Origin of the sequence: Pseudoalteromonas sp. PPB1 (genome assembly GCF_015356275.1) — a bacterium.
GTDB classification, from domain to species: domain Bacteria; phylum Pseudomonadota; class Gammaproteobacteria; order Enterobacterales; family Alteromonadaceae; genus Pseudoalteromonas; species Pseudoalteromonas rubra_D.
The window spans coordinates 26,475-49,474 of the sequence record NZ_JACEQV010000032.1; the positions used below are offsets into that span (position 1 = coordinate 26,475).

At 47.6% G+C, this 23,000-nt stretch carries 24 protein-coding genes; 9 read left to right on the plus strand and 15 right to left on the minus strand.

Going from position 1 to position 23,000, the window contains the following annotated elements; genetic code table 11:
• Nucleotides 1-12 precede the first annotated feature (12 nt).
• On the minus strand, nucleotides 13-414 hold the full coding sequence (locus IY568_RS22020) for an ACT domain-containing protein (RefSeq protein WP_125563683.1): 402 nt from the start codon (nucleotides 412-414) through the stop codon (nucleotides 13-15).
• A 355-nt stretch (nucleotides 415-769) separates the two neighbouring features.
• On the opposite strand from IY568_RS22020, the gene IY568_RS22025 reads away from it, so the two are divergent.
• The 4 genes from IY568_RS22025 (at nucleotide 770) to IY568_RS22040 (ending at nucleotide 5,832) form a co-directional block, all read left to right on the plus strand.
• Complete coding sequence (locus IY568_RS22025) at nucleotides 770-2,278, plus strand: helix-turn-helix domain-containing protein (RefSeq protein ID WP_125563685.1); 1,509 nt, start codon at nucleotides 770-772, stop codon at nucleotides 2,276-2,278.
• Between the two features lie 240 nt (nucleotides 2,279-2,518).
• The gene (locus IY568_RS22030; protein ID WP_194868715.1) at nucleotides 2,519-3,652 is read left to right on the plus strand and encodes a DcaP family trimeric outer membrane transporter; all 1,134 of its coding nucleotides are present in this window, start codon (nucleotides 2,519-2,521) and stop codon (nucleotides 3,650-3,652) included.
• Between the two features lie 10 nt (nucleotides 3,653-3,662).
• A complete protein-coding gene (locus tag IY568_RS22035) occupies nucleotides 3,663-4,520 on the plus strand; it encodes a substrate-binding periplasmic protein (RefSeq protein WP_194868716.1) in 858 nt (285 codons plus the stop codon).
• A 10-nt stretch (nucleotides 4,521-4,530) separates the two neighbouring features.
• Complete coding sequence (locus IY568_RS22040; protein ID WP_164517617.1) at nucleotides 4,531-5,832, plus strand: dicarboxylate/amino acid:cation symporter; 1,302 nt, start codon at nucleotides 4,531-4,533, stop codon at nucleotides 5,830-5,832.
• Between the two features lie 49 nt (nucleotides 5,833-5,881).
• On the opposite strand, the gene IY568_RS22045 is transcribed toward IY568_RS22040, so the two are convergent.
• The 10 genes from IY568_RS22045 to IY568_RS22090 all read right to left on the minus strand — a co-directional run bounded on the left by IY568_RS22045 (nucleotide 5,882) and on the right by IY568_RS22090 (nucleotide 13,713).
• Nucleotides 5,882-6,880, minus strand: coding sequence for a hypothetical protein (locus IY568_RS22045; protein ID WP_194868717.1), 999 nt, complete (start codon nucleotides 6,878-6,880; stop codon nucleotides 5,882-5,884).
• Nucleotides 6,881-6,984: 104 nt separating this feature from the next.
• Entirely contained in the window at nucleotides 6,985-7,647 is a 663-nt protein-coding gene (locus IY568_RS22050) for a hypothetical protein (RefSeq protein ID WP_194868718.1), read from the minus strand.
• Between the two features lie 182 nt (nucleotides 7,648-7,829).
• A complete protein-coding gene (locus IY568_RS22055) occupies nucleotides 7,830-8,825 on the minus strand; it encodes a hypothetical protein (RefSeq protein WP_194868719.1) in 996 nt (331 codons plus the stop codon).
• An 18-nt stretch (nucleotides 8,826-8,843) separates the two neighbouring features.
• Nucleotides 8,844-9,341: a lamin tail domain-containing protein gene (locus IY568_RS22060; RefSeq protein ID WP_228553510.1), complete on the minus strand. Its 498-nt coding sequence runs from the start codon at nucleotides 9,339-9,341 to the stop codon at nucleotides 8,844-8,846.
• Entirely contained in the window at nucleotides 9,317-9,661 is a 345-nt protein-coding gene (locus IY568_RS22065; RefSeq protein WP_194868721.1) for a hypothetical protein, read from the minus strand. Before IY568_RS22065 ends, IY568_RS22060 begins: the two co-directional genes overlap by 25 nt.
• Before the next feature lie 2 nt (nucleotides 9,662-9,663).
• On the minus strand, nucleotides 9,664-10,299 hold the full coding sequence (locus IY568_RS22070; protein WP_228553511.1) for a glycoside hydrolase family 19 protein: 636 nt from the start codon (nucleotides 10,297-10,299) through the stop codon (nucleotides 9,664-9,666).
• A gap of 155 nt (nucleotides 10,300-10,454) precedes the next feature.
• Nucleotides 10,455-11,261, minus strand: a complete 807-nt coding sequence (locus IY568_RS22075) for a hypothetical protein (protein ID WP_194868722.1) — start codon at nucleotides 11,259-11,261, stop codon at nucleotides 10,455-10,457.
• Complete coding sequence (locus tag IY568_RS22080) at nucleotides 11,254-12,291, minus strand: MlaD family protein (RefSeq protein ID WP_125563705.1); 1,038 nt, start codon at nucleotides 12,289-12,291, stop codon at nucleotides 11,254-11,256. The genes IY568_RS22075 and IY568_RS22080 overlap by 8 nt, the downstream gene beginning before the upstream one ends.
• Nucleotides 12,263-12,961 (minus strand): ATP-binding cassette domain-containing protein, encoded by a 699-nt coding sequence (locus IY568_RS22085; RefSeq protein WP_194868723.1) that lies wholly within the window; start codon nucleotides 12,959-12,961, stop codon nucleotides 12,263-12,265. Before IY568_RS22085 ends, IY568_RS22080 begins: the two co-directional genes overlap by 29 nt.
• Nucleotides 12,961-13,713, minus strand: a complete 753-nt coding sequence (locus IY568_RS22090; protein ID WP_010386433.1) for an ABC transporter permease — start codon at nucleotides 13,711-13,713, stop codon at nucleotides 12,961-12,963. The genes IY568_RS22085 and IY568_RS22090 overlap by 1 nt, the downstream gene beginning before the upstream one ends.
• A 299-nt stretch (nucleotides 13,714-14,012) precedes the next feature.
• On the opposite strand from IY568_RS22090, the gene IY568_RS22095 reads away from it, so the two are divergent.
• Nucleotides 14,013-15,353, plus strand: a complete 1,341-nt coding sequence (locus IY568_RS22095; RefSeq protein WP_194868724.1) for a dicarboxylate/amino acid:cation symporter — start codon at nucleotides 14,013-14,015, stop codon at nucleotides 15,351-15,353.
• Nucleotides 15,354-15,526: 173 nt separating this feature from the next.
• Here the strand turns inward: IY568_RS22095 and IY568_RS22100 are convergent, their stop codons facing one another.
• Nucleotides 15,527-15,697, minus strand: coding sequence for a DUF6435 family protein (locus tag IY568_RS22100; RefSeq protein ID WP_125563711.1), 171 nt, complete (start codon nucleotides 15,695-15,697; stop codon nucleotides 15,527-15,529).
• 271 nt (nucleotides 15,698-15,968) lie between these two features.
• Here IY568_RS22100 and IY568_RS22105 point away from each other — a divergent pair, with 271 nt between their 5' ends.
• Nucleotides 15,969-17,228, plus strand: a complete 1,260-nt coding sequence (locus IY568_RS22105) for a phosphatidylserine decarboxylase (RefSeq protein ID WP_194868725.1) — start codon at nucleotides 15,969-15,971, stop codon at nucleotides 17,226-17,228.
• Nucleotides 17,229-17,369: 141 nt separating this feature from the next.
• Here the strand turns inward: IY568_RS22105 and IY568_RS22110 are convergent, their stop codons facing one another.
• The 3 genes from IY568_RS22110 to IY568_RS24965 all read right to left on the minus strand — a co-directional run bounded on the left by IY568_RS22110 (nucleotide 17,370) and on the right by IY568_RS24965 (nucleotide 19,179).
• Nucleotides 17,370-18,248 carry an SDR family oxidoreductase gene (locus tag IY568_RS22110; RefSeq protein ID WP_194868726.1) on the minus strand — a complete coding sequence of 293 codons (879 nt, stop codon included), beginning with the start codon at nucleotides 18,246-18,248 and terminating at the stop codon, nucleotides 17,370-17,372.
• 85 nt (nucleotides 18,249-18,333) lie between these two features.
• Nucleotides 18,334-18,621 (minus strand): hypothetical protein, encoded by a 288-nt coding sequence (locus IY568_RS24960; protein ID WP_228553512.1) that lies wholly within the window; start codon nucleotides 18,619-18,621, stop codon nucleotides 18,334-18,336.
• Between the two features lie 33 nt (nucleotides 18,622-18,654).
• On the minus strand, nucleotides 18,655-19,179 hold the full coding sequence (locus IY568_RS24965; RefSeq protein WP_228553513.1) for a DJ-1/PfpI family protein: 525 nt from the start codon (nucleotides 19,177-19,179) through the stop codon (nucleotides 18,655-18,657).
• Nucleotides 19,180-19,305: 126 nt separating this feature from the next.
• Between IY568_RS24965 and IY568_RS22120 the strand changes: the two genes are divergently transcribed.
• From IY568_RS22120 to IY568_RS22130, 3 genes are all read left to right on the plus strand, one after another.
• Nucleotides 19,306-20,220 (plus strand): LysR family transcriptional regulator, encoded by a 915-nt coding sequence (locus IY568_RS22120; protein ID WP_125563719.1) that lies wholly within the window; start codon nucleotides 19,306-19,308, stop codon nucleotides 20,218-20,220.
• Between the two features lie 274 nt (nucleotides 20,221-20,494).
• On the plus strand, nucleotides 20,495-21,796 hold the full coding sequence (locus IY568_RS22125) for a peroxidase, FMP-type (RefSeq protein WP_125563721.1): 1,302 nt from the start codon (nucleotides 20,495-20,497) through the stop codon (nucleotides 21,794-21,796).
• A gap of 429 nt (nucleotides 21,797-22,225) precedes the next feature.
• A complete protein-coding gene (locus tag IY568_RS22130; protein ID WP_194868727.1) occupies nucleotides 22,226-22,972 on the plus strand; it encodes a hypothetical protein in 747 nt (248 codons plus the stop codon).
• Nucleotides 22,973-23,000: the final 28 nt, after the last annotated feature.

Genomic DNA, 23,000 nt, shown 5'->3' on the forward strand with positions numbered 1-23,000 from the left:
CCTTTGTATCAATTAGCTTGATGCCGCCAAAGTAGTCAGAGCGCTCAAAGCAGCCTGCGCATGGTTGGTCTGTACAAAAATATGATCGTGATAAAACGCGGCAACTACATTGGCACTGATGCCCTGTTCGGTCAGACATCGCGCAACGGCAGCTGTAAGGCCAACGGCTTCCAGACTGGAGTGAACACTCAAAGTTATCTGGTGAAATGGGCCTTCATACTCAAGGCCATACTGCTGTGCCGCCGCTTTTTCTACTATCAGTGTTAGCCCCTCTTGTTCCTGAAAGGTTGCAATGGGATTCAGTGGCACATACTCATCAAGGCGGCCCGATACAGTACAAAAAACATATTCGGGCTCATGCAAAACAGGTTCCATGGTTTTAAGTAATGCTGTCAATTCAATAATACCTGCCATTCCAGTTGTTCCTTTTTCAGGTTATTTCACACCCTGCTACTCTACCAAACTCAAATCACAGCGCCAAGCTCAATAAAATCTCTTAACCAATACAGAGCTGAGTGCAAAAGCATTAAATTAAACATATAAAACCCATCTTATTCAATTAAAATTAACCCATGTGTAATGAGAAGTAACTAATACTTCGTAGTTTACCCCGATTGAATCCTGAATAAATTCCTTAACTTGTATTCATCAACCACCTAAAAAACCTTGTTTGCAGCCATACAGCCGGGTAATAAGTCACTGAATAGGCAGACTTATTGCTTAAAAAGGAGTTTGGACAGACAAAGTTGTTATTGCTTTGGAGTCAACGATGAACGAGTTAAACCACCCAGCTACACGCCAGATGTCGCCTTTTGAACAGCATGCGCCACTCACAAAATCACTCACCCGTTATCTGAATAGCCGGCTGCCACCGCACCTGCTAAAACAGGTGCAACTGGAAGTCAGCGACTTCAACAACCCGGCCAGAACACACATCTATTTCAATCAGGACAATCATTGCACAAAAGCCGAACAACATAGCTTTCCCATTGTTTATCAGCGCAAAAAAATTGGTGCCCTTAATCTGATCAAGAACCAGGATACACAGCCAAATCAAAACCAATTATCGCTGATCACCAGTCAACTCGCCGTGTTAGTCAGGCGTAATTCTGTCCAGTCTCTGTCACATCATCACCTTGGGCATGCCATTACCCTGATGGGGTATAGTGAGCCCATCATGGCATTGGAAAAAACCATTGAACGGATCGCTGAAAGCGGTTGCCCCGTATTTATCCAGGCAGAGCCGGGTAGCGAAGTGCTTGACGTAGCTTGCAAGTTGCATTTTAACGGCCCATCCAGTGCACATGCTTTCTATGAAATCGATTGTGCGAGCCTGAATGACACACAATTTTCTGAAAAGCTTCACTTTATTGCTGGTCGCTTCAAGCGTGGCTGTGTATTTCTTAATAATCTGGAAAGCCTCAGTCAAAGCCAACAGGGTCTGTTATGTGATATGCTCACAACTCGCAGCAACCATATCGGTACTGAGTCGACAGTTAACCTGCAACAAATCAGGTTAATTACGGCCAGCAGCGAAAATATAGAAAAACGCATTACACAAGGTCGGTTCTCCGGCTCTCTGTGGCAAAAAATAAACTTCTTCTCAATCACCCTGCCGCCCCTGCGCGAACGTCATGAAGATATATTGCCGCTGGTGGATGTGTTTACAAAACGGCATCGACTGTACCGGGAACAACGATTTAGCGAAGCCGCTCGGCAAATTTTTTGCAATTACCATTGGCCCAACAACACACAAGAACTTGAAAAAACGGTACTTCGCTTACTGACCTGCACACAACGTCCTGAGATAGATGTCTGTCATATCAAAGAATTATGTCCGCAGCTGGTAACTGATAACCAGTATTCAAACGAGCACATAACAACACGCTGTATTCAGGCCTTACTGGATCAGGAGTTAAGTGTGTTTGCCAAGTTTCATCCTAGCATGCAAAAAGCGCTCAGCTACATCAGTACACACTGGCAACACGACCTTTCGCTTGGCACGCTGGCGGCCAACGCATTTGTCAGCCCTTCTCACCTGTCCTACTTATTTAAACGCACACTCGGCAAAAGCTTTAAACAAATTCTTGCTGAGCTAAGAATACGACATGCCTGCCGTATGCTCGAAAAAAACCCCAACATGAGGATCACTGATCTCTGCATGGATGTCGGGTTTGGCGATCTCAGTCACTTTGAAAAGATCTTTCGTCGTTATACCCAGGTACCTCCTCGCGAATATAAAAAGCGCTTACAACAGGCGGTGCGTTGTCACCCCTGATAGCAATGCAAATTACTCACAATACGTCATATAAATATCCCCGGGTCGTCACAGAAATAGACCTTTGCCGACTTCTTTGACCACCCGGGCAACCACACCACAGACATGGCTTTATTAAACCTCTCTATGTACCGCTAAACACATTGCCGCGTTTTACCCGATTACTTCAGCGCTTCCCCTCAGCATCCTATTCACTCCAAAGCTAAGCTCCTGTTAATTATGTAAAAGAAGGAAAAAATCGTGAAAAAGCCATTTCTGTTTGCACTGAGTTCAGTGCTTATCAGTACAAGCGCAAACGCAGCCCCCCCGCAACTTAGCCTGTCAGGCTACATAAAAGTCGATGCACTCTACCAGCTGTCAGGACACAGTGGTGATCGAACAGATTATGCGACCTTAGGACAAGGGGAGCCAACCAACACAACCCGGATTCATGCCAGAGAGTCACGAGTCAGAGCAAGCTGGCAAAGTGACCAGCACTCCAGCCTGACAGCTGTACTGGAGCTAGACTTTTTTGCTGAGGGCTCATCTCCCAGCTCAGGCAGTGAGAAAATTGCAAATGGGTCCACACCGCGCCTCAGGCTCGCTTATATAGATACCGGGCACTGGCAAGTTGGTCAAAACTGGTCGAACTTTGTCGATGTCACGAGTTTTCCCGAGACGCTCGACTTTGCCAACGAAGCAGGCCAGTCCATGCTGCGTCAGAGTCAGATCCGATACACTTACAGACACGCCAACTGGCAATTAAGTGTGGCCGCAGAAAATCCACAAACTGATTACGTCAGTACTGAACCCTCAGCACAATCCGATTACAACAGTGTCGACCCCTTGTTTGATATGAGCGCCCGGGCACACCTGACACTCAATTCAGGGCATGTTTCTTTGCAGTCGGTTTACCGTCAACTGAAACTCGAAAACACCACTCAGTCAAACCAATCAGAAACTGAACATGCGTTTGGTGTTGGCTTATCAACTAAGCTTACTCTTGGTTCAAATACAACGCTGAAAGGCTATTTAGGGTATGGCAGAGGACTAGGACGCTATACACAGGAAGCCAACAATTACGCCGCTTACCTGACACCTACCGGACTCAATTTACTCAACAGCGGTGGAGGCTATCTAGCCTATCAGTATCGCTTTGATGAGCGTTGGCGTAGTAACCTAAGTCTGGGTACAGTGCATATCTCGCACCCCAAATCGATTACCTCTGACAGCCCTCTGTCTTATAAATTTACCTCACTGCACTTCAACACAATCCATCAGCTTTCCACGGCAATGTACATCGGGCTCGAGTACGCACTGGTTCGTCGAGTGTTAACCAATCAGCAAACACATTGGTTGCGCCGTATTCAGCTATCAACCAAATATCGCTTTTAAGGACACGCCCATGAAATCTAACCCTTTTTTTCTACTCTGTCTGCTATGTTGTTTGTTTACCCCCAGTACCTTCGCAACTCAGACGCAAACCGACTCGCCAAGCCTGGAGCAGGCACCTGCACTGGCCAAAATACTCAGTCGAGGCACATTGCGTGTTGCAATGTATCACAAAGACACGCCCCCGTTTTACTACCATGACACCCAAGGCAAGCTGACCGGTGTTGACGTAGAGCTGATCAGAGGCTTTGCCGATAAGCTGGGCGTTACGCTGAGCTTTGATCGCAGTGCGAAAACCCTGAACCAGGCAATTGATATGGTTGCCGAGGACAAAGCTGATCTGGCCATCTGTAAACTCAGTATCACCTTTGAAAGAGCCAGCCGGGTACTGTTCACCCGCCCCTATATTCGATTGCGTAAAGGCCTGTTGGTTAATCGTATTTTGCTTCAGCAACAACTCAACAACCGCAGCAAAATTGAAACTATCCAGACACTACAGGGCAAATTGGCGGTAATTGGCAATTCTTCCTACGTCGGCTATGCCCGGCAAAGATTCAGCCAGATGACGATAGTGCCCTATCCCACCTGGCAGGACGCCATCCAGGCCCTCAAAGCACAACGGGTGATTGCGGCTTTTCGCGATGAAGCTGAGGTAAAAAAAGTCATAGTCGACAATAAAAACAATGCTATGTCATTGCTCACCGTGGTGTTGGAAAAAGACTATGACCCGAAAGGCATTGCTTTAGCGCCTAATGCGCACTTCTTAAGAGCACTGCTTGAATCCTATCTCGATAACCTCTCACTGGACCTGAATGCCGACAAAGTGTTGTTTGACTACGACGACGTCATCAATCAGATCCATCGCTATTAACGGAGTAATCATGAATAAGTTTGTATTTTACCTGCACCATCTAAAAAGCAACTGGGCCATTTTTATTGGCGCCGGAGCCGGTATCCACATCGGCCTGAATGAACCCCAATTGATTAAAGTCGTATCACCACTCGGACAGTTTTATCTCGATATGCTAACTATGTGTGTGCTGCCAATCCTGCTCACAGCGATTGCTCTGAGTATTGGCCGCTTGCTGAATCAACCGGACAGTCAGCGCTTTGTCAGTCGCCTGAGCTGGGTGTTTCTGGGCGGTATTTTTGCAGCCAGTGCAACCGGCACTTTATTTGGCCTGATGTTCAATCCCGGCAGCCACCTGGATACCGCCTCTCTGGATGCAATAGGTAACGTGATCCAGGACCTATCTGCGGTCGATTTGGCGGTGGATCTGAATGAAACTTATCAACCTCCCAAAGAAAGTTCGCTCCTTCAGGCTTTCTTTTTTACCCTTGTCCCCTCCAATATTTTTTCCGCGCTGGCCAATGGCTATACCATTAAGGTACTGTTTTTCGCCATTTTATTCGGATTTGCCATTGGCACCATCAAACATACTGTAGCAGAACACATCTGTACCTCTTTTGAAGCGATTTACTCGGCTTTTAGCAAACTCGTCCAGTGGCTAATGTATGTGTTTCCATTTGGTTTGTGCGGCCTGCTTGCCTCAACGCTATCGCAAATCGGCTCTGACGCCATCCTGGCCATGATCAAGTTTATTCCCGTCGTGATTCTAACTTTTGTCGGCTGGTTTGTACTAATGTGTTTGGTTCTTTGGCATCGTACGGGGACCTTTTGGTATTCTCTTAGTGCACTCAAAGAACCCATTACAGTGTCACTGGGTACAGCGAATTCAATGGCGAGCCTGCCAGCAGCGCTTAATGCACTAACCGATAAATTTGGTTATCAAAAGCAAAAGGTCGATTTACTGGTGCCCCTTACTTTCAACCTGTGTCGAATTGGCCCAACGCTTTATTTTGCGCTGGCAACCGTGTTTGTCGTACAAATATATAATCTCGATATAGATCTGCTTACAGTGATGGTGATCATTATTGGGTCCGTTCTGGCGGGTACTGCTACCGCAGGTTCCTCAGGTGTATCTATGCTTACCATGCTGACTTTGGTCTCTGGTCCGCTTGGCCTTCCCTTGGATGCCGTTTTAGTGTTATTCGTGGTGATAGATCCGATTGTTGCACCGTTTCGGGTGCTGGCCATAGTACACAGCTCGTGCGCCATTATCTCAGTAGTGCTACCGAAACCCAACCCAGACGAAAAGCGCCTAACGCAACAACACTCCTAACAAATCATCCGGGTCGTCAAATCACGACCCGGTGATACCTCAGGCAGAATTAATAGGACACAAAAGCCGAGCCCAGACATTGCCTGGTATCAAACTGATTAAAGCCACGGTGGTGCAATTGCCGTGATAGCCAGTTGCAATGGTAAGTAGCGGCAAGATTAAATTTATACCAGTTAGACTCTCTAAATTGGCTCAATGCCAGAATGCGCCCCGCTTTGGTGATCTGGCCATATCGCCGCGCCTGCTCCAAAAAAGCCGTTTCCCGTGATGCTGTATTACCTTTATCAGCCAGTTCAGGCATTTTGTATTCACTGAGCAATGCCGTCCACAAGCGCTCCCGGCTTACGCTGTTCGGTGTTTTGATCATTTGCGGATACATAGCGCACAACCTACGGTAGATAGCCTGAACACGCGCATTTCTGCACATTTGCCAGTCGTTGCCAAACAGTTTCAGGGGTTTATTGTGTTGCCAGCAATCCAGCGCATAACAGGTCGCAAGCCAGCTCTGACAAAGCGCCGGCCAGTGCGCTAAAGGCCAGGTACTCTGATAAACGTAGAGGCGACAACCAAACAAAGCTTCAGACATCCGCTGTACTTCATTGTGATAGCGAGACTTATAAATCACGTCGTTGAGCATCCTCCGGGAAAACCGGCTGTCCGGCTGACACATCAAAAAGGCGGGTAGCTTGTTTAACTGAGGTTTAATCATTGTTTCAGCCAACCGCCCAGAGGGGGAAGTTGATAAACCTGCTTCGTCTAATAGCAGTGCTGGTTCACCCATTCGTTGCTCATACTCACCAAAAGCCGGTAAGTGAGAAAAAGCCAGTTTACAGTGAGCTGGGCCAAAACTATCGATATTATTATCCGCACACCCCGTTTGGATCGGCGTAAGGTACGTTGAGTCGCAATGCCAGTTTAGGGTCTTTTGCGGTACCCGCTGCAACACACCCTGCCCAGCATATTTCGCCAACAGACGTGCGCGTTTGGGTTCAAAGTTAAGAGCAAGCCCTGCCAGGTAGGTGCCATAAAAATGGAACAAGGAAGTCATAAAGGCTCCGGAAAAATAAATTGCGTAATACGTTGAACCAAGTAACTCTTTGCTCTCCTGGTTCAACACATGGCGGCGCTGAGTAAGCCCGTGAGAGACGTGTGCTACTGACTAGGCTGATGATGGGCGCGCAGGCATTCTGTAAAACGATTGATGGCTCTTTGCGCTGTCAATTTATCTATCGTTGACGTCATTTGAGTCAGGTCACAAAATGTTTGCGCGGCTTTGACCCGCTGCTCAATAATGGCCTGAAAAGCCTGCGCAAACGCAAAACTACTTAGTTGACAGTAGATACGATGCTGTTCGATACCTGACAGCTCGTTGCGTGGCAAACTGTAAGAAACCAGGTAAGGTGGTATGTCAGAGACCTTACTATGATTGGCAGCCTGAGGGAAAAGTACGAAGTCGGTCGTGCGATATCTATCCATGATGTCATCACAAACAGGGAGGCTATTTGCATTCCCAAGCGCATAACTGCAAAACAACACATCCACACCTTCAATGAGTTCAGATAACAAGGCATTAAAAGCATACCTGATCCCTTGCGGCAGCTCTTCTTTTACCTGTAAGGGGGTAAATGCCTCTCCGGTTACACTGTATTCACTTTCCCAGCTTTGTCGCGGCAAAGTCGGTATGACGCTGTGCCGATTTCGGCTCGCCAGCGTATAACCCAGATCGAACAATTCCGTTACTTCAGGTTGATCTGACAAACAGGCGAATCGACGCCCATCGGGGGCCTCACATAAACGAAAACTCAATGTACTCATTTTTTCTGCTCCATAGTTTGAACATTACACTAGGATCAGAATAAGATTTATCGCGCCAATTTATCGGGGGATTTCTGCTGTTTTTTGCTGTAAATCTATGCACTTAGTCATAGCAATACATGGGCTGATTACCATTACGACTTTTGCAAGTCGACAGCAAGCATAATCAGACCATGGTACTATCATTGTGCGTGGCGACTTGACGTCACTGCATCGATCAACTCACTGAGCATCAATTGAATTTGCTCAAGCGTAATATCAGGATCGCTGATCAGCTTTTGTTGGATAGCAAGGATGCTCAGGCTTACTGAAGTGAGTTGCTCCAATTCTTGTATACGCACATGTGGAGCCTGTGATTGTGTACTGTTGTCAGGTGAAGGAGTAGTTGGCGGAGCAATAAATGACTGTACAGTTTCAACCACTCTGTCGAGTATTTTATACACCAAATTAGCAGAGAACCCACCGACCAATGCCATCGTAATTCTCAGCGCAGCCTGGCTGATCTCAGTACCACGATGCTGTGCAGCTGTGGCATCGGCTACTGCTTGCAAGTCAATCGGGATCAATTGTGTAAGAATGATCCCGGCAATCAGACCGACTACAAAGCGCACCCAGTAAGAACTTTCATATTTGGGGTCGTAACAACCCGCGGTCACATAACTATTTGCTTTAAACAGCGCAGAAAATGAGGCCCCGATTGCCGCAGCAGCGAGCAAAATTGCCTGCACATATAGCAACCTGGTTCCTTCCATATCGAACATACTGGCAACCATGTTCTCGTTGTTAATGTAACTCGACAGACTTAGTGCAATAAGCGCGACCAGTGAGCTGATCGCCACCAGCATCATTTTTCGGATCAATTTCACCCGACCCAAAAATAACAACCAGGATCCCTTATGGCTTTCTTCTGCCATCAGCCAAATGGTCTCTGGTTTAGCCGGTGATACCAGCTCAGCCAGGCGGTTGTGTACCCGGGCAAGATCCCGCGCACCTGCCACATTTTTATCTTCGAGATCAAGTTGATATAGCATGATCACCGTGCTTTCTGGTACCTGTAATCCCTTGCGAAACGCAAATGCCATCATAGCATGGCATTCTTCGATGAGTTGCGTCCATGGCCTCAACCGGATGGTTGGTGTCCCGGCCTCAGGCTCTTTGCTGGCAGCTTGCGTAACCATTTACCTATCCTCCCTGATTCACCAGCTAAACTTACTCACCAGCCGACTCTGATAGTCAAGCAAACATGCTTCGCCTCCCTCTCGCATCCACAAAGCCTGTTTACTGTTAAAACTGAACCCGCCTGTTTGTGGATGACACAGGCTAGTATAAACCCGCAACATGCCTTGTGGGCGTAATACCGCGCCTGAAGGGAACTCAAACTGCTGTGATTTATCGCCGACAACAGACCAGCCACTGAGATCTACCCAGGCCGATCCCAGATTAGCAATTTCAACGTATTCATCGTGCTGCGCTCTGTCATAGTGAACCTGACTAATGGCAACCTCACAGTGGGCAGCAACACCATATTTCCAACAGCAGATCTCAGCCCAACTGGCATCTAACAAAGTTGCACTGTCTCCCCGGTTGTTCCAGATAGGTCGAGCACTGGCAAAGTTGAGTGTAGAGTCATGCTCACTGGTTGTGATGGTGAGCTTTTCTTGGGGGTGCATCAGTGTTCGGCGCGGAAAAACCAACGACTGCCCCTGATCACCCGCGCATAATTTCCAGCCATGTAAATCAACAATCGCCGGCCCCGGTTGAAAAGCTCTATGTACTCTTCCCGATAGTTCACATGGCAGATCTGGATTTGATGTGCCGATAGCAGCTCAAAACACGTTTGCCACCAGATAGACATGGCATCAACTTCCTGAGCGCTTTGGCGCGCCTGAACAAAGTTCTCTTTGCATTGTTGCAGAATAAGATGCTCCAGCCTTTGCCAGCACAATTCGCTATTTTGCAGGTAGGCAAAGTGGCGACTTAATTCAATCAGCGACATTTTGCTAATTGCATCCATAGTCACACTCCCTGATCTATCGACATAAATTGTTTGGCACGATTTAAAAATGCCGCTCTGTCTTCCAGACCATGGATCCCGCCATTTATTTTTCGGGTAATGGCGACCAGTTCATCCTGATCAGCCAGCGCGTTCAATTTGCGACTTTGCCAGTAAAAACAAGCCGATCTGACCGCGATTTCCGGCTCACTGCAGATCAGGTCAGGCTGACCGAGCAGATCTTGCCCTATCGCTTCCCCACACCTTTGATAGTTACTTTTACCTGTCAACTGTATTAGCCCCCGCCCACGATAGCGCCAGCCATCTCCGGAGCCTTCATCACCATTGCCCATCCTATCGGCATACACCCGATTGGCAATCAGCTCTGGTTTACGCGCATATTCAGCAGCAAGCGTCGCATCCGGGAAGTACTTGCTAAATACGGAGCTCAGCGCCACTGTTGAGTAATTAAGATTTTCCTGCTTATATTTCAGACTGCCGCTTTCATGACCAATTTGTGCCAAAAAGTGCGCCATCCTTAATGGCGTTGTTATCTCGTACTCAGGCAACACTGAGTTCAGTGCACTCAGGTAATAACGAATATTATCAATACTGGCATGGGGCATAATGTCCTTGATAAGGCTTTGTGAAAGTTGCATGGTGATTGTCCTGTGGTCTGATTAGATGACCATCAGTTTGCCCAAACGCCAGTGTAGAGACTCGGACTATTACATGCAGGTTCGCAGGTAATCTACGATTAGCAACAACATATACAGATGTGGATTTAAGCTAAGAGAAAGACAAGTGCACAGGCTTAACGACCAAAACCGCTCACTTCGGTAAGACGCGTCTGATAATATTGAGCCCGGGCTTCATCGCCCACCGAAAGATAGTACTGCTTTGCGATCTCAAAGCAATCAATCAATCTATTCGTCAGCTCCAGAGATGCGAAGTGTGTAATCGCGGCCTCTATCGCCTGGGGCACATCTTGTTGTCCGAACGCAACCCGCCAAAGTACGTTGTGATAAATTACAAAAGACAAAATCTCAATGTTTTTCAGTGTCCTGTCGGCTTTCATTTTTGCCAGTAGTTGCATATCCTGTCCAGCCTGAAGCCAGTCCAACCGATCTGGCGCATATTGCCAACCCACCCAACGATAGTAAACCTGTTTTTCTGGCTGATCGCCGTACTGAGCCTGTAATTTGCTCAAAATTGACTGTGCTTGTGCCTGCTCGCCACGAGAAAATGCCAATTTACTGCGCATAAAGTCAATGGCAGGCATAAGCTCGGTCTGCTCAAACCTGGCAAACTCAGCAGCCTGAGCGATTTTGCTTTCCGCCAATTTACCCTGCCCTAGCTTGATATATACCGCCGCTTGCTTAAGCCGGGCTAATCCCATTTGCGCCACATCATGCCGTTTACTGGCATATCGATAAGCATTATCGTAATACTGTAAAGCCTGCTGATAAGCCCCCAGCTGTCGTTTGCGATCACCCTGAGCCAACCAGGCTGAAGCCTGCCGCTGATAGGTGTTAACCTGATAATCTCGCTCCGGCGCCGAGGAGCAACCAATCAACCCACTAAGGACACAAAGCAATATCAGACAACGTATCTTAATCATGCATTTCGATCCCTTCGTTGTCGACGGGCGCACTGATCCCTTCTCTGAATACCGGGTGATTATTGAGCGCCTCCAGGGTTTTTTCCATTTGTGTCAGGACTTGCTGCACACTGTGTACTGTCAGGACAAACTGCTCTCGCTCACCGTGCACATCTTTGAGCATTTGCTGCATGACAGTAAGGTTAGCGTTGAGGTTGTGCAGAACCAGCGGCAGTTGGCTGTCAGTGATTTCTTTCACTAGTTCAGTGGGCTGACCATACGTTGTTAAAGTCGATTGAGCCTGGGTCAGCATGCTGTCTGTTTTAACCAGGGTCTGATTCAGCTGATTGAGTAATTGCGGCATTTGAGCCAGCCAGACCTGGCTCTGCTTGAGGGTTTTTTCAGCTTCAGGTAACAATTCGCTTTCGCGCAATTCTTCACTGACTATCATGATGTGATCACTGATCTTTGCGACTCTGTCGAGTGCTCTGAACAAGGAGCCCGCTTCTGGATTGTCTTCCTTTTGTAAATTCTGCAAAAGATCCTGAATACTAGTCAGGATCGACTCCACATCGTCTTTTGAGCGCGATACATAGCCTGCAGCGAGATATTGCTGACCAAGCGCGCTGTTGATGTGTGGTACCAATGCCCCTGCCGGCAAGGACACAAAAGGGCCCACTTTATCCGCTTCGGGTAACAGCAAATCTAGCGTCGTGACCTCATCAAAAATAGGATGTTGTTCACCCGTTAGCAGCGCGTATTTTACGACTTTTGTGCTGTACTCTTGAAACACCCAAAACTCAACGTCAATCTCATTACTCTGCAAATTGAGCTGATAACTGTCAATTCGCCCGATTTCCATTCCTTTGAAATATACAGCAGGCAACGCGCTCAAGCCACGCGCGTTATCCAGCACTGTCTTATAATAAACTTTGTCGGCAAAGGTGTGATTATTCACCAGGATCATGATGCAAAATGCGGCCAGGAGTAATACCCCGGTAAGGCTGAAGGCGATGACGATTCTATTGGCATTTTTGGGCTTGTGCTGCATGCTCACTCCCCAGAGTTAGTTCGTCCGGTACTCCCAAATGCAATTGGTGATCTGCCAGGCTCGTGATTAACTCCTGTCGATTTGAGCACAGCACCAGTGTCGTCCCTTTGTCTTTAAGGTCCTTGAGTAACTCAAGCTCATGTTGGCACCAGGCGCGGTCAACCTGTGCCATTGGCGCATCCCAAATCAGCGCTTTTGGCTCCATGATTAACGCACGAGCCAGTCCGGCAAGTGATGCCAATCCGGAAGACAAACGGTCGGTGCGCTGGTCAAGATACTGAGTCAACCCGAATTGCCGACAAATCTTCCCCACTTTTTGGCGTTTTTCGTCCAAACTAAGCCGGCTATGATGGCGATTTAATGGTAGCAGCAGGTTTTCTTCTAGCGTCAGGTTGGATATCAGTGCAGAAACCTGGAAGATCACCCCCAGATCACGGCGAAAACGCGCATACTGCAACGCCGTCATTGTCGCTATCTCAACGTCATCGATCAGCACATGACCCTGTTGAGGGCGAGTGATATCACAAATAATGTTGAACAAAACCGATTTACCACTGCCTGAACGCCCAGTGATCAACAAACATTCTCCCGGCTCAACAGTCACGTTAATACTGGCAAGAATAGGTTGATCTGCCACGCTGTGGCTTATGTCTTTTAGTGCGATTTTCATCACCAGTCACCCATCAGAGCGAAATACAACAAAGTAAACATCACATGGATCACACATAAGGCTATCAAACCCCGACCAACCGCTTTAATATTGCGCTGCGGTACCTCAGTAATCGCGCTTTTCACGGTCAGACCGTGATAGCTGGCAATCAGACTAATCATCAATCCGGAAAATGCGACTTTAGCCAACATGATCACCATATCAAGCCAGTGCAGCTGTGCCATGAGCTTAGCGAAAAACGTGCTCAGAGGGATCGAGGCAAATGCATTGCTGACCAGATAGCCGCCAAAAATACCGCACGCAACAAAGTAACTCATGAGTAAAATGAGCGATGCAACCATACCTAAAACCCTAGGTGCAACGAGATAGGAGATCGGTGATACGCCCATGGCTATCAGTGCATCTATCTCCTTACGAACCACCATGTTGCCCAATTCTGTGGTGATCGCAGTACCAGATCGGGCCAGCACCACAAAGCAAACAATAAACGGGCCGAGATCCCTGACAATGGTTGAAATCAAAATGGCATAGGTCCACTTAACCTGACCAATGGAGGACAACAAAGGATAACCCTGAACAATGATCAGTGCGCCTATCAATAAAGCAATCAGCATTACCAAACCGAGTGCCTCTACACCGGTAAAACGGATCTGCCGTAGTAAAATTTCCAGACTAATTGAACGGTGACGATGAAAGACTAAAAAGTCAGATATCACATAGGCTGAAAAAGGTAAAAATCCATACTTAATCATTACTGCTCCCTATTGTATTGGTACAACAGACACAGCATGCTCTGGCCCTAATTGATTCGGTTATCTTTAAGCGTAGCAGTAATTTGGTGTAATACCGTGAACAAAAAGTGATTACTTCACGAAGCGCGCTGTCGCTTATTTGATCTGGAGGAAAACTTATCTCAACATAATGCACAGGAAGAGCAATCCCCGTCAAAAGAACGAAGAACCGCGCACATTTGATACCGGTCAATGTTAATTCTAGTCAAGATGCTAGACTAATTACTCCAAATCGCGTGCTGCTTAACAGGGAAATCATGATGACAAACAGTCAAACGACAAACACGCCTGCCGGCTTATTACAGAAAAAGCGTCTCTGGCTGCAAATTCTAATCGCACTGGCGCTCGGCATTTCAATCGGCTTATTGCTTTCTCCTCAGGGCGCGGCCTTGGTCAGTCACTCTGCCGCTATGGACATTGCACAATGGGTTGCCCTGCCCGGACGCGTATTCCTTGCTCTGATCCAAATGGTGGTAATACCGCTGGTTTTATCTTCTATTATTCTGGGTATTGCGGGTAACAAAGACACAGACTTTTTAAAGAAAGTCGGTATGCGTATTTTGCCTTACTTTGTCACAACTACCTTTGTTGCAGTTATGCTCGGCCTTGCAGTGGTTTACCTGATAGAGCCGGGTAACTATGTGGACAGTGGCTTGTTCAGCGCCATTGTGGATCAACCCACTCAAATTGTCGCAACGCAGGCAACACAAAGCTCCATACCGGATAAAGTCGCAGCCATTATTCCCGCTAATCCAACGCAATCCACGCTTGATAAAGACATGTTTGCCATCGTCATATACGCTAGCTTCATTGGCACGGCACTGACCACCCTGGCAGAGCGGCGTAAAGCCCTGATGATAGATTTTATGGATGGGATCCAGTCTGTTTCACTGCAAATCGTTAACTGGGCCATGCTGTTGGCACCTTTTGCGGTGTTTGGCTTGCTGTGTGATATCACCATACGTATTGGTGTGGATGCATTGATTGGGGTTTCAGCCTATGTTGCGACGGTTCTGCTGGGACTCGCGGGCTTGTTGATTATCTATACCCTGTTCGCCTCTTTTATTGCTAAAATCCATCCTCTGACTTTTTTAAGGGCGATCCGCGGCGCGCAATTATTGGCATTTTCAACCTCCAGCTCCGCGGCGGTCATGCCGCTCTCTATGCGTACTGCCCAGGAACAACTTGGGGTAAAAAAACCAATTGTGCAATTTATCGTACCACTTGGTGCAACCATTAACATGGACGGCACCGCGCTTTATCAGGTCGTGGCTGCGATTTTCCTTACCCAGGTATTTGGCGTTGACTTGTCTGTGAACCAGGTCGTACTGCTGATCCTAACCACAGTCGGTGCATCAATCGGCTCACCCAGTACCCCTGGCGTCGGTATTGTGATCCTGGCGTCCGTGTTAGCCAGCTTTGGTATCCCTGCCGCGGGCATAGCTTTGATACTCGGGGTTGACCGAATTTTAGATATGTGTCGCACCGTTATCAATGTAAGTGGTGACCTGACAGCCTGTGTGGTGATGAATCGCTGGTTAAGACACGAAACTGCATTAGCCGAACAGAGCCAGATAGCCACAAATGAACTCACAACATAGGAAGAAAAGCACTCAGGAGCAGCTGGATTTGGTATTCCAGTGAAGGCCACTTCTTAAACAGTTAAAATGGGACATTTATTAGCCGAATGCACACCTGCAAAAAGTCGCTGAATGATTGTTTTGGCTTTTACACAACGCTGATCAACCAAAGAGCATAGCGTCTGTACCAAGTTCTACTTAGCTTCTAACTGCTCTATTTGCTGCCACAACGACTCGGCCTCAGCTGTGAGCATCGCATATCCTCTAATGTCGCCATTACGCTGAGCATGCATCGCCTGCTCCAGCTTGGCATCATAGGCTTTACGTAACTTTTTGGTGGGATCGCGTTTTAAGAATTGAAACATTGGCAGACTTTCCTGATAACAAGTTTGATGTGTTAAACGTGTTGCAGGTAGCTTTGGATCATACATCCATTGAACGGATTTCTCTGCGATTTTTACAGCACAATTTTAACCGCTAGATGGCGCGAATAACGTCTGCTTTTGCATAATCGACTCAGTGTAATCTGCTGTAATTGCCCACTCTGTATCCCTCACCTATATAAGTCATTGTGCTCTATCTCAAACACTCGACTGACAACCAAGCGTAGATGCTTTGAACCCACAGGACAATACCATGACTGACATTTCGACGATCCCCCTACCCGAGCCCATTAACTGGGATGACATCAGTTCTTTGGCAGAGCTTCATATTGCGGGTTTGGATGGCGTTTTTCTTGAAAATCAGCTCAACCTGCTTTGGTACCTCGAAGCACTCGCCGAAGTGTGCTCAGAAACCCATATAGCCCGACGTAAAGATATCGCTGCTTTCTGGCAGCCGTATCTATATCGTGAGCCAGGCTATACCCTGCAAAGCTTTTTTGCTCAGTGGTTAACTTACACACCGACGCCAGACAACCCAGGACAATACATCGAGTATTGGGACTATCTGGTGAATACGGAGTCTGGCCTGAAACTCGCTAACGACGGCTATTTCAGAGGCTGGTTCCGGCAATTTCTAAACTTCCATGGTGACTGGATAAACAGCACATCGTCCACCGGTACCTTGAGTGCGTGGATGAACTACTCTGGGACAGATCAGCACCCATTCAATATTAATCACTATGAACGCCCTGACCCTCATAATCCTCAAGGTGGCTTTGGGTCTTTCAATCAGTTTTTCCTGCGTAACCTTAAGCCGGGGCAACGCCCTCTTTGCCATAGAGCCGGCGAGCAAGGAGTTATTGTTTCTCCCTGTGATGGCGGGGTCTTTTTCCTCGATAAGGGCGGTTATGAAATTAACGAAAGCCATGCCAATAACCACTATGTGCTGCCAGGAAAATCTGGCGATCGATTTAATTTGATAGACGCTATCCCGGGATATGGGCGCTGTTTCATTGGTGGCCCATTACTGGATATCTTGCTTTGGTTTACCGATTACCACCATTTTCATGCCCCTGTTTCTGGCACCGTGATTGACCAGGGATTATATGAAGGCGCGTATAACTATGACTTTGATAACTTTAATCCTCGCCACCCCTACGACCCGTTACCGCCTAAAAATAGCGATAAAGCTGGTTGGTATCAAAAACTGGGTAAGCATCAGCGGTATGTTTGGGTGATAAAAACGGCCGACCTCGGGCTGGTGGCTATGATTGCCATTGGTTTTTGGGGCGTCGGGAGCATAGTGAATGTCATAGAAAATGGCGCTGAGCTGGAACGAGGTCAGTATATGGGTCACTTTGGCTACGGAGGGTCCTCAATTGTACTGGCGTTTGAACCCGGCAAAGAATATCAATTTAAAGTCGGTGAGCAACCTGTAAGAGGGCCAAATAACCCAACCCAAATGCAAGTCAGAGGGTGTCTTGGCCGAGTTGTTCCCCCACTTGAATGGTAACAGTGAACAGGTTGATATTCGGTCGCTATGCGCCTGATGCTTAAAAGCATCCAGGCGCATAAACTATCGGGGATAATGTCTGGCCATTCCCCCCAACTCCGTGCAGGGGAAAAGACCTGTGCACCTCATTCCACAGTAAAGTTATGAGCTTTGTTTTACTGTGAACATGGCGTCCATACCGTAGGCAGCATAGATATGTTGCATGGCTTTTTCTCGCGCTTCGTTGACCGCTTCAATAACCGGGTTTAAGCCCGAGCCATCCACTGTGGTTCTGAACGGGCGCTCAGACACCTCTGTTTGCAGCAGCGCCAGTACCGCGTCTGCGACCATTTGCGGGCTGGGTGCATTGTCTGCATCGTGACCTTGCTCTGTGCCTGCCCACATCTGCTCAGGCGCATCAGCATGCTCACCGTAGCTCTCGGTGACTGCTTTATCGCTTGATCTCAGCAGGTTTGCACCAAAATCAGTACCAAATCCGCCCGGCTGCACAATTAAAGACTGAATACCGAACTGAGACAGCTCTACACGATAGTTTTCTGCCAGACCTTCGACCGCATGCTTCGTTGCGTTGTAAGAGCCCAGGAACGGCAATACGAACTGGCCTAAAATACTGGAAATCTGCACTAAGGTTCCCTGTCCACGTTGTTTCATATGTGGCAACAGAGCTCGCGTCATACGCTGCACGCCAAACACATTGATATCAAACACACGCTTAAAATCGTCGATATCAAAGCTTTCCTGCCAACCAAGGGTGCCTACGCCCGCATTATTGATCAGTACATCAATGTGCCCTGCCTGCTCAATTGCTGCTTTTACCCCTTGCTCCACACTTTCATCGTTGGTCACGTCGATATCGATAACATGGATCCCTTTCGTCCTGAGCTCATTGGCAACCGAGGCATTGCGCCCTTGCGGGTCGCGCATGGTGCCCACTACGGTAAAACCATTATCCGCCAGCGTGTTCGCAATGAGGTAACCAAATCCGCTGTTTGAGCCCGTCACTAAAACTGATTGAGTCATACTATTCTCCAGAATTTTCTAAAATCTTGTTTGTCAGGCACCACAAGAACACTTGCAGTGCGCTTACCTTTCTTTGCCGTAGCGGTTATTGATCAAGTTGCTTAAGTAATGCTAATGCAACACCAGTGGACGATTTGTTGTTCTGACCGGTGATCAATTCGCGGTCAACCACAACATGTGGGTGCCAGTCTTTTTCACCGCGAGAATAGTCACCACCGGCTTTGGTCAGTGCATCCTGTGGCCAATAGTGGAGTTCGTCACCGCCAAGGTAATATTGTGTTGCAACGGCTTCTTCAGAGTTACTGAATGTGGTCATGCGATACCCCTCATACACCCAGCCGTCTGCGGGTTTGGCGTTCTTGCCCGACTTCATAGCTACCTCAAACTGTGCAGCATTTGGCAGTGCCTAAAGCAAGGCCACCGGACCATGGCAGACTAAGCCGGTGGGTTTTTTCTGGGCATTGAAGTGACGTAAAAACTCGCCCAGTTGCGGGTTTGCTACCAAATCGCCCAAAGGTGCATGACCGCCCGGCACAAATACCGCGTCAAATTTGTCGATACCGATTTGCTCTATGCGAGCAAAGCTGACAACCGGACTGTCAGTCTTATCATCAATTTTAAGCTGATTAAATAACGCTTTGTGCGCCTCATAGTTCGCCTTGCTGACGTCCAGGAAGTGGTCTGACGTATCAGATACCGGGTCAAGTCTGGGTGCCATGCCCTTTGGAGAAGCAAACGTCAGCGTATGACCTGCATCCAGGAATAACTTAACCGGTTCCATCAGCTCGTTCAGGTAAACGCCTGTTTTGTAGTCGTAACCGTTTTTAAGTGTCATTTGTGCGGTGTCCGACATAACCACGAGGATCTCATCGGCCAGAGTCAGTGGGCTTGCAATCAATGCTGTTAGTGCTGCGAGTGTTTTTAATTTCATGTTCATCTCCTGAGATTTGATGACCTGTGTTCTTAACTTGGGTCTAGAATAAGCCGCCCCACTTCATTAATGAAATTAATTACTCTAATATAGCCATGAATATGAGTAATACCCATAGAGGTGAGCATGAGTAACATTTCAGATATCGAGCTAAATCAGCTACGCCTGCTTCAGCTGATTTTTGAAACTAAAAACCTGACTCGGGCAGGAGAGCGCGCGGGTCTGACGCAGTCGGCGGTCAGCCACACACTGAAAAAACTACGCCACAGCTTTAATGATTCATTGGTGATCCGTCAGGGTAACAAATTGATCCTGACACCCCGTGCGGAATATCTGCAATCACAGCTCAGTCGCTGGCTCAATGACTTTGAACGCCATATCCTCACCCAGGAGCAGTTTGAGCCAGCGCACTCAAGTCGCACCTTTTTTATCGCCACCAGCGACCTGGTCGAGCAGTCACTGGCGCCAGTTCTGATCCCTCACCTGAGCAAAGTCGCGCCAAATATTCAGGTGGTCTTTGCCAAGCTCGATAAACGCGGTTTTGCCAGTCAGATAGAAAGTGGGGAAGTAGACTTCTCAATCAGCGTGATAGAGTCCAGTCACCCTGCTCTGATGGTAACCACCTTATACAAAGACGACTATGTGTCGGTCGTCAGACATGACCACCCCTGCCTGGATTCTGCACTCGATTTAGCAAGCTATTGTCGCTACCCGCATATTCTGGCTGGCACAGGGAAAGACATTCGGGGTACCGTGGATGACGCGCTGGACAAGTTGGGACATACCCGAAAAGTACAATACAAAGTCGCTAACTTCTCCAGCGCGCCTTATATTGTTGAAACCAGTGATGCGATCTTTACAGCGCCACGTAAGTTTGTGGCCGCCATTCAGTCCAAATTTAATATTGCTGAGTTTGAGCCTCCCTTGTCGGTGCCCCCTTTTTCAATGAAAATGTACTGGGATATCCGCAATAAAGACGATCAGGCAAGCCGCTGGTTCCGCCAGGAAATTATCACTGTTGCCCGTAATACTGCACCCTGAACAACAAGGGTATCTGCTCAGTCAAAAAAGACTTAGCCTGATATTTTTTATGGAAAATTATCGGGCTTAATCCGTCAAGACCTGTAATAGCTTGTAATGGTTTAGTGAGTATATTTGGTCCATTCTTTTCGCATACCGTTACCACACACGCCCTTCGCTTTATGCGCCGAAGGGTGTACGTGTTCCCTTTGAAATAGCCCGTCGACATATTACTAACAACCAGCCCTGTGAAAAGCAAGTTGCTAAAAGTTGGCGTAAAAATAAGGACTATGCAATGACTAGCAAGACACCACAATCATCCGTTCGCCCTTACCCGGAATTAAAAGACAATGAACCCACAGTCCCGCAATTTGGCGTGCTCGATAAACTGCATGGTACCTGGGTAAACTGGAAAGGTGGCCCCAAAGGCCTGCATACCACTCCCATGCCCTCACCCGGTACTTCTTCAGAAACCGTATTTGGGGTTTTTCATTTCAAATCACAGCAATACCGCGAACAGTTAACCTTTACAAAAGTGAACGCGCCGGTTCGTAACCGTGCAGGATCAAACGAGCAATTTAATGGCCCGGTAAAATATGAAACAGCCATCATAGATAACGATGGCGATCTGCAGCACTTTGAGAATGGCATGTACCTGTGGCTGGGCGACAACACTATGCCATGGGAAGAGAATGGCCAATACCAAAATCCACGCACTATGTTTTCTCGCCCCTCAACCGTTGAAACGGTTGCAGAAGATGGAGGCGTCCCTGTCATTGGTCCGGGCGAGCAAGGCCCTCAATTTGTTCCGCCCCATTCTATCTCTCGCTCAGGCGTGATCCCTCATGGCACAACAATCCACCTGACGGGTAGCGTAACCAACTTTGACAAAGAAAAAACCCCTGATGCCCCTGAAAAACCGGAGATTGCAAAGCTTTGGGAGCAACCTTACTTGTCTATTTCTCCCACCATGGGCATTGATCCTGAGCGCGACCTGATCCCGGGCAGCCTGAAGAAACCTTTCTGGACAAACCTGCCACGGGATGAGCAAAGAGACTACCCAGGTCAGCCTGAAGCACATCAGGGCGTCAACAGTGCACGCGCCTACTTCCTGAATATTTTTAACTACGATAAGTATGGCGCAAAGTTCCCCTACACTGTCCAGCCAAATCTGTTACTTTCAGAGTTCAATGAGGCATTAAACTTCAAAAGCTATGATCTGATCGAGTTAGACAGCCAGCACGATACCGGAGTGCAAGGCGCTACCGTGAACAATGTCATGATTGAACGCTACTGCCGTGTGGTTCGCATGCGCCATCGCATGTGGCTCGAACAGATCATCATTCAGGACGAAACAGGTAAGGACAAAATCATCGATCAATTACAGTATGAGCAAATCGTAGATTTTGAATTTATGTTTGGTGCCAGTGGCGAAACCACACAGTGGCCGCATATTCAGGTCAACACCTTAAGACGTTTGGAAGATATTCCAGAAAATGAGCGTTATGACGCCATCGAGTTGCCAGAGGAAGAAGAGGAAGAGCCTGTGACCAAACCCAAATCACAGGTGCACCACATGAACCACAAAGCCAAATAACATAACCTGGTCTAGCGCGATTTCTGAAAGACTTAGACGGCAACAGCAATCGCGCTACATCACTTACATCATGTAACTTTTCAGCCCAACACTCTTCATCTTCATTGTTAATCGCAGCAAACATTTTCACCAGTTAAGTGCAGTCTTTAACGACCTGTCTGTATAGAAGCACCATTTCAGGTCTACAGCGACTCCTATTATCCATGTTAACCGGGTAAAAAACGCCCTGCACGTTGCCGAATACGATCAACCAGCCTAAAAATACGAACATTTAATGAGCGAGAAAAAATAAATAAGTAATAAATTACTATTTTGGCATGCATACTGCTTATGAATTGCCACTGCTCAATCAGGCAGTATTAAAAACTAACCCGTGGCTTTGAATACGGAGCCACAGACAATTCATTTTTTCCTAAGGAGTAGAGTAAAATGAAACAACTTTTAATTTCCACCGCCCTTCTGGTTTCTGGCACTTTCTGTTTTTCCTCTCACGCCAGTAATTTAGACCCTGAACTTCAAACCAAACTGGACGACACGTTTTACCTGTATGACTCCGGGCACTACCAGGAAACACTGGACAATGTTCAGTGGCTGGTCAAAAAAGGGGTTGCAGTAGACTACGATTTCTATGGCTACCGATTGGGTGTGGTTTTATCACTTTGGCGCAACCTGGCGCAAGATTTTGAGCCAGCGCGCATCAGCTTTAATCAATTCCTTGAATCCAGTGTCCAGAAGGCCGTGAATTCACCACAAAACTGCGCTGCTTTTGACGATGCCCGTTCAATGCTCAGACTTCAGCACCGTGTTACCGACATCATTGCTACGTTAGAAGAGAAAGAAGCTGCACATCCTCAGGTATGGTCGCGCTGCTGGGATGACACCGCCACACTTGATGCTGTGGAGCAGACTTCCAAGCCTCTGATCGACGCCTATATTGGCGACCTCTCTGATCACTTCGCTGCTCACTATATTCCCAATATCGAGCAGTATTACAACCAGTGTTCAACAGAAGGAGATTACCGTGAAGCTTGTCAGGACGGCGTGAAAGAGTATCTAACATCAGTCTCAAACGCATTCAGACACGCAGCCATGACCCATTATGGCCTGAATGAAGCCGGTCAGGTCGGCGGTTTAACACTTTCACTGTTACTGAAGTGGCAAGAGCAAAATAACTAATTTGCTCACCTTTGCGTAGAGGCAATTA

Excerpts from the sequence above, each read along its gene's own strand:
- IY568_RS22020 (WP_125563683.1), bottom strand. The coding sequence starts at position 414 with ATGGCAGGTATTATTGAATTGACAGCATTACTTAAAACCATGGAACCT.
- IY568_RS22025 (WP_125563685.1), top strand. The coding sequence starts at position 770 with ATGAACGAGTTAAACCACCCAGCTACACGCCAGATGTCGCCTTTTGAA.
- IY568_RS22035 (WP_194868716.1), top strand. The coding sequence starts at position 3,663 with ATGAAATCTAACCCTTTTTTTCTACTCTGTCTGCTATGTTGTTTGTTT.
- IY568_RS22040 (WP_164517617.1), top strand. The coding sequence starts at position 4,531 with ATGAATAAGTTTGTATTTTACCTGCACCATCTAAAAAGCAACTGGGCC.
- IY568_RS22045 (WP_194868717.1), bottom strand. The coding sequence starts at position 6,880 with ATGACTTCCTTGTTCCATTTTTATGGCACCTACCTGGCAGGGCTTGCT.
- IY568_RS22050 (WP_194868718.1), bottom strand. The coding sequence starts at position 7,647 with ATGAGTACATTGAGTTTTCGTTTATGTGAGGCCCCCGATGGGCGTCGA.
- IY568_RS22055 (WP_194868719.1), bottom strand. The coding sequence starts at position 8,825 with ATGGTTACGCAAGCTGCCAGCAAAGAGCCTGAGGCCGGGACACCAACC.
- IY568_RS22065 (WP_194868721.1), bottom strand. The coding sequence starts at position 9,661 with ATGGATGCAATTAGCAAAATGTCGCTGATTGAATTAAGTCGCCACTTT.
- IY568_RS22070 (WP_228553511.1), bottom strand. The coding sequence starts at position 10,299 with ATGCAACTTTCACAAAGCCTTATCAAGGACATTATGCCCCATGCCAGT.
- IY568_RS22075 (WP_194868722.1), bottom strand. The coding sequence starts at position 11,261 with ATGATTAAGATACGTTGTCTGATATTGCTTTGTGTCCTTAGTGGGTTG.
- IY568_RS22080 (WP_125563705.1), bottom strand. The coding sequence starts at position 12,291 with ATGCAGCACAAGCCCAAAAATGCCAATAGAATCGTCATCGCCTTCAGC.
- IY568_RS22085 (WP_194868723.1), bottom strand. The coding sequence starts at position 12,961 with ATGAAAATCGCACTAAAAGACATAAGCCACAGCGTGGCAGATCAACCT.
- IY568_RS22090 (WP_010386433.1), bottom strand. The coding sequence starts at position 13,713 with ATGATTAAGTATGGATTTTTACCTTTTTCAGCCTATGTGATATCTGAC.
- IY568_RS22095 (WP_194868724.1), top strand. The coding sequence starts at position 14,013 with ATGACAAACAGTCAAACGACAAACACGCCTGCCGGCTTATTACAGAAA.
- IY568_RS22100 (WP_125563711.1), bottom strand. The coding sequence starts at position 15,697 with ATGTTTCAATTCTTAAAACGCGATCCCACCAAAAAGTTACGTAAAGCC.
- IY568_RS22105 (WP_194868725.1), top strand. The coding sequence starts at position 15,969 with ATGACTGACATTTCGACGATCCCCCTACCCGAGCCCATTAACTGGGAT.
- IY568_RS22110 (WP_194868726.1), bottom strand. The coding sequence starts at position 18,248 with ATGACTCAATCAGTTTTAGTGACGGGCTCAAACAGCGGATTTGGTTAC.
- IY568_RS24960 (WP_228553512.1), bottom strand. The coding sequence starts at position 18,621 with ATGAAGTCGGGCAAGAACGCCAAACCCGCAGACGGCTGGGTGTATGAG.
- IY568_RS24965 (WP_228553513.1), bottom strand. The coding sequence starts at position 19,179 with ATGAAATTAAAAACACTCGCAGCACTAACAGCATTGATTGCAAGCCCA.
- IY568_RS22120 (WP_125563719.1), top strand. The coding sequence starts at position 19,306 with ATGAGTAACATTTCAGATATCGAGCTAAATCAGCTACGCCTGCTTCAG.
- IY568_RS22125 (WP_125563721.1), top strand. The coding sequence starts at position 20,495 with ATGACTAGCAAGACACCACAATCATCCGTTCGCCCTTACCCGGAATTA.
- IY568_RS22130 (WP_194868727.1), top strand. The coding sequence starts at position 22,226 with ATGAAACAACTTTTAATTTCCACCGCCCTTCTGGTTTCTGGCACTTTC.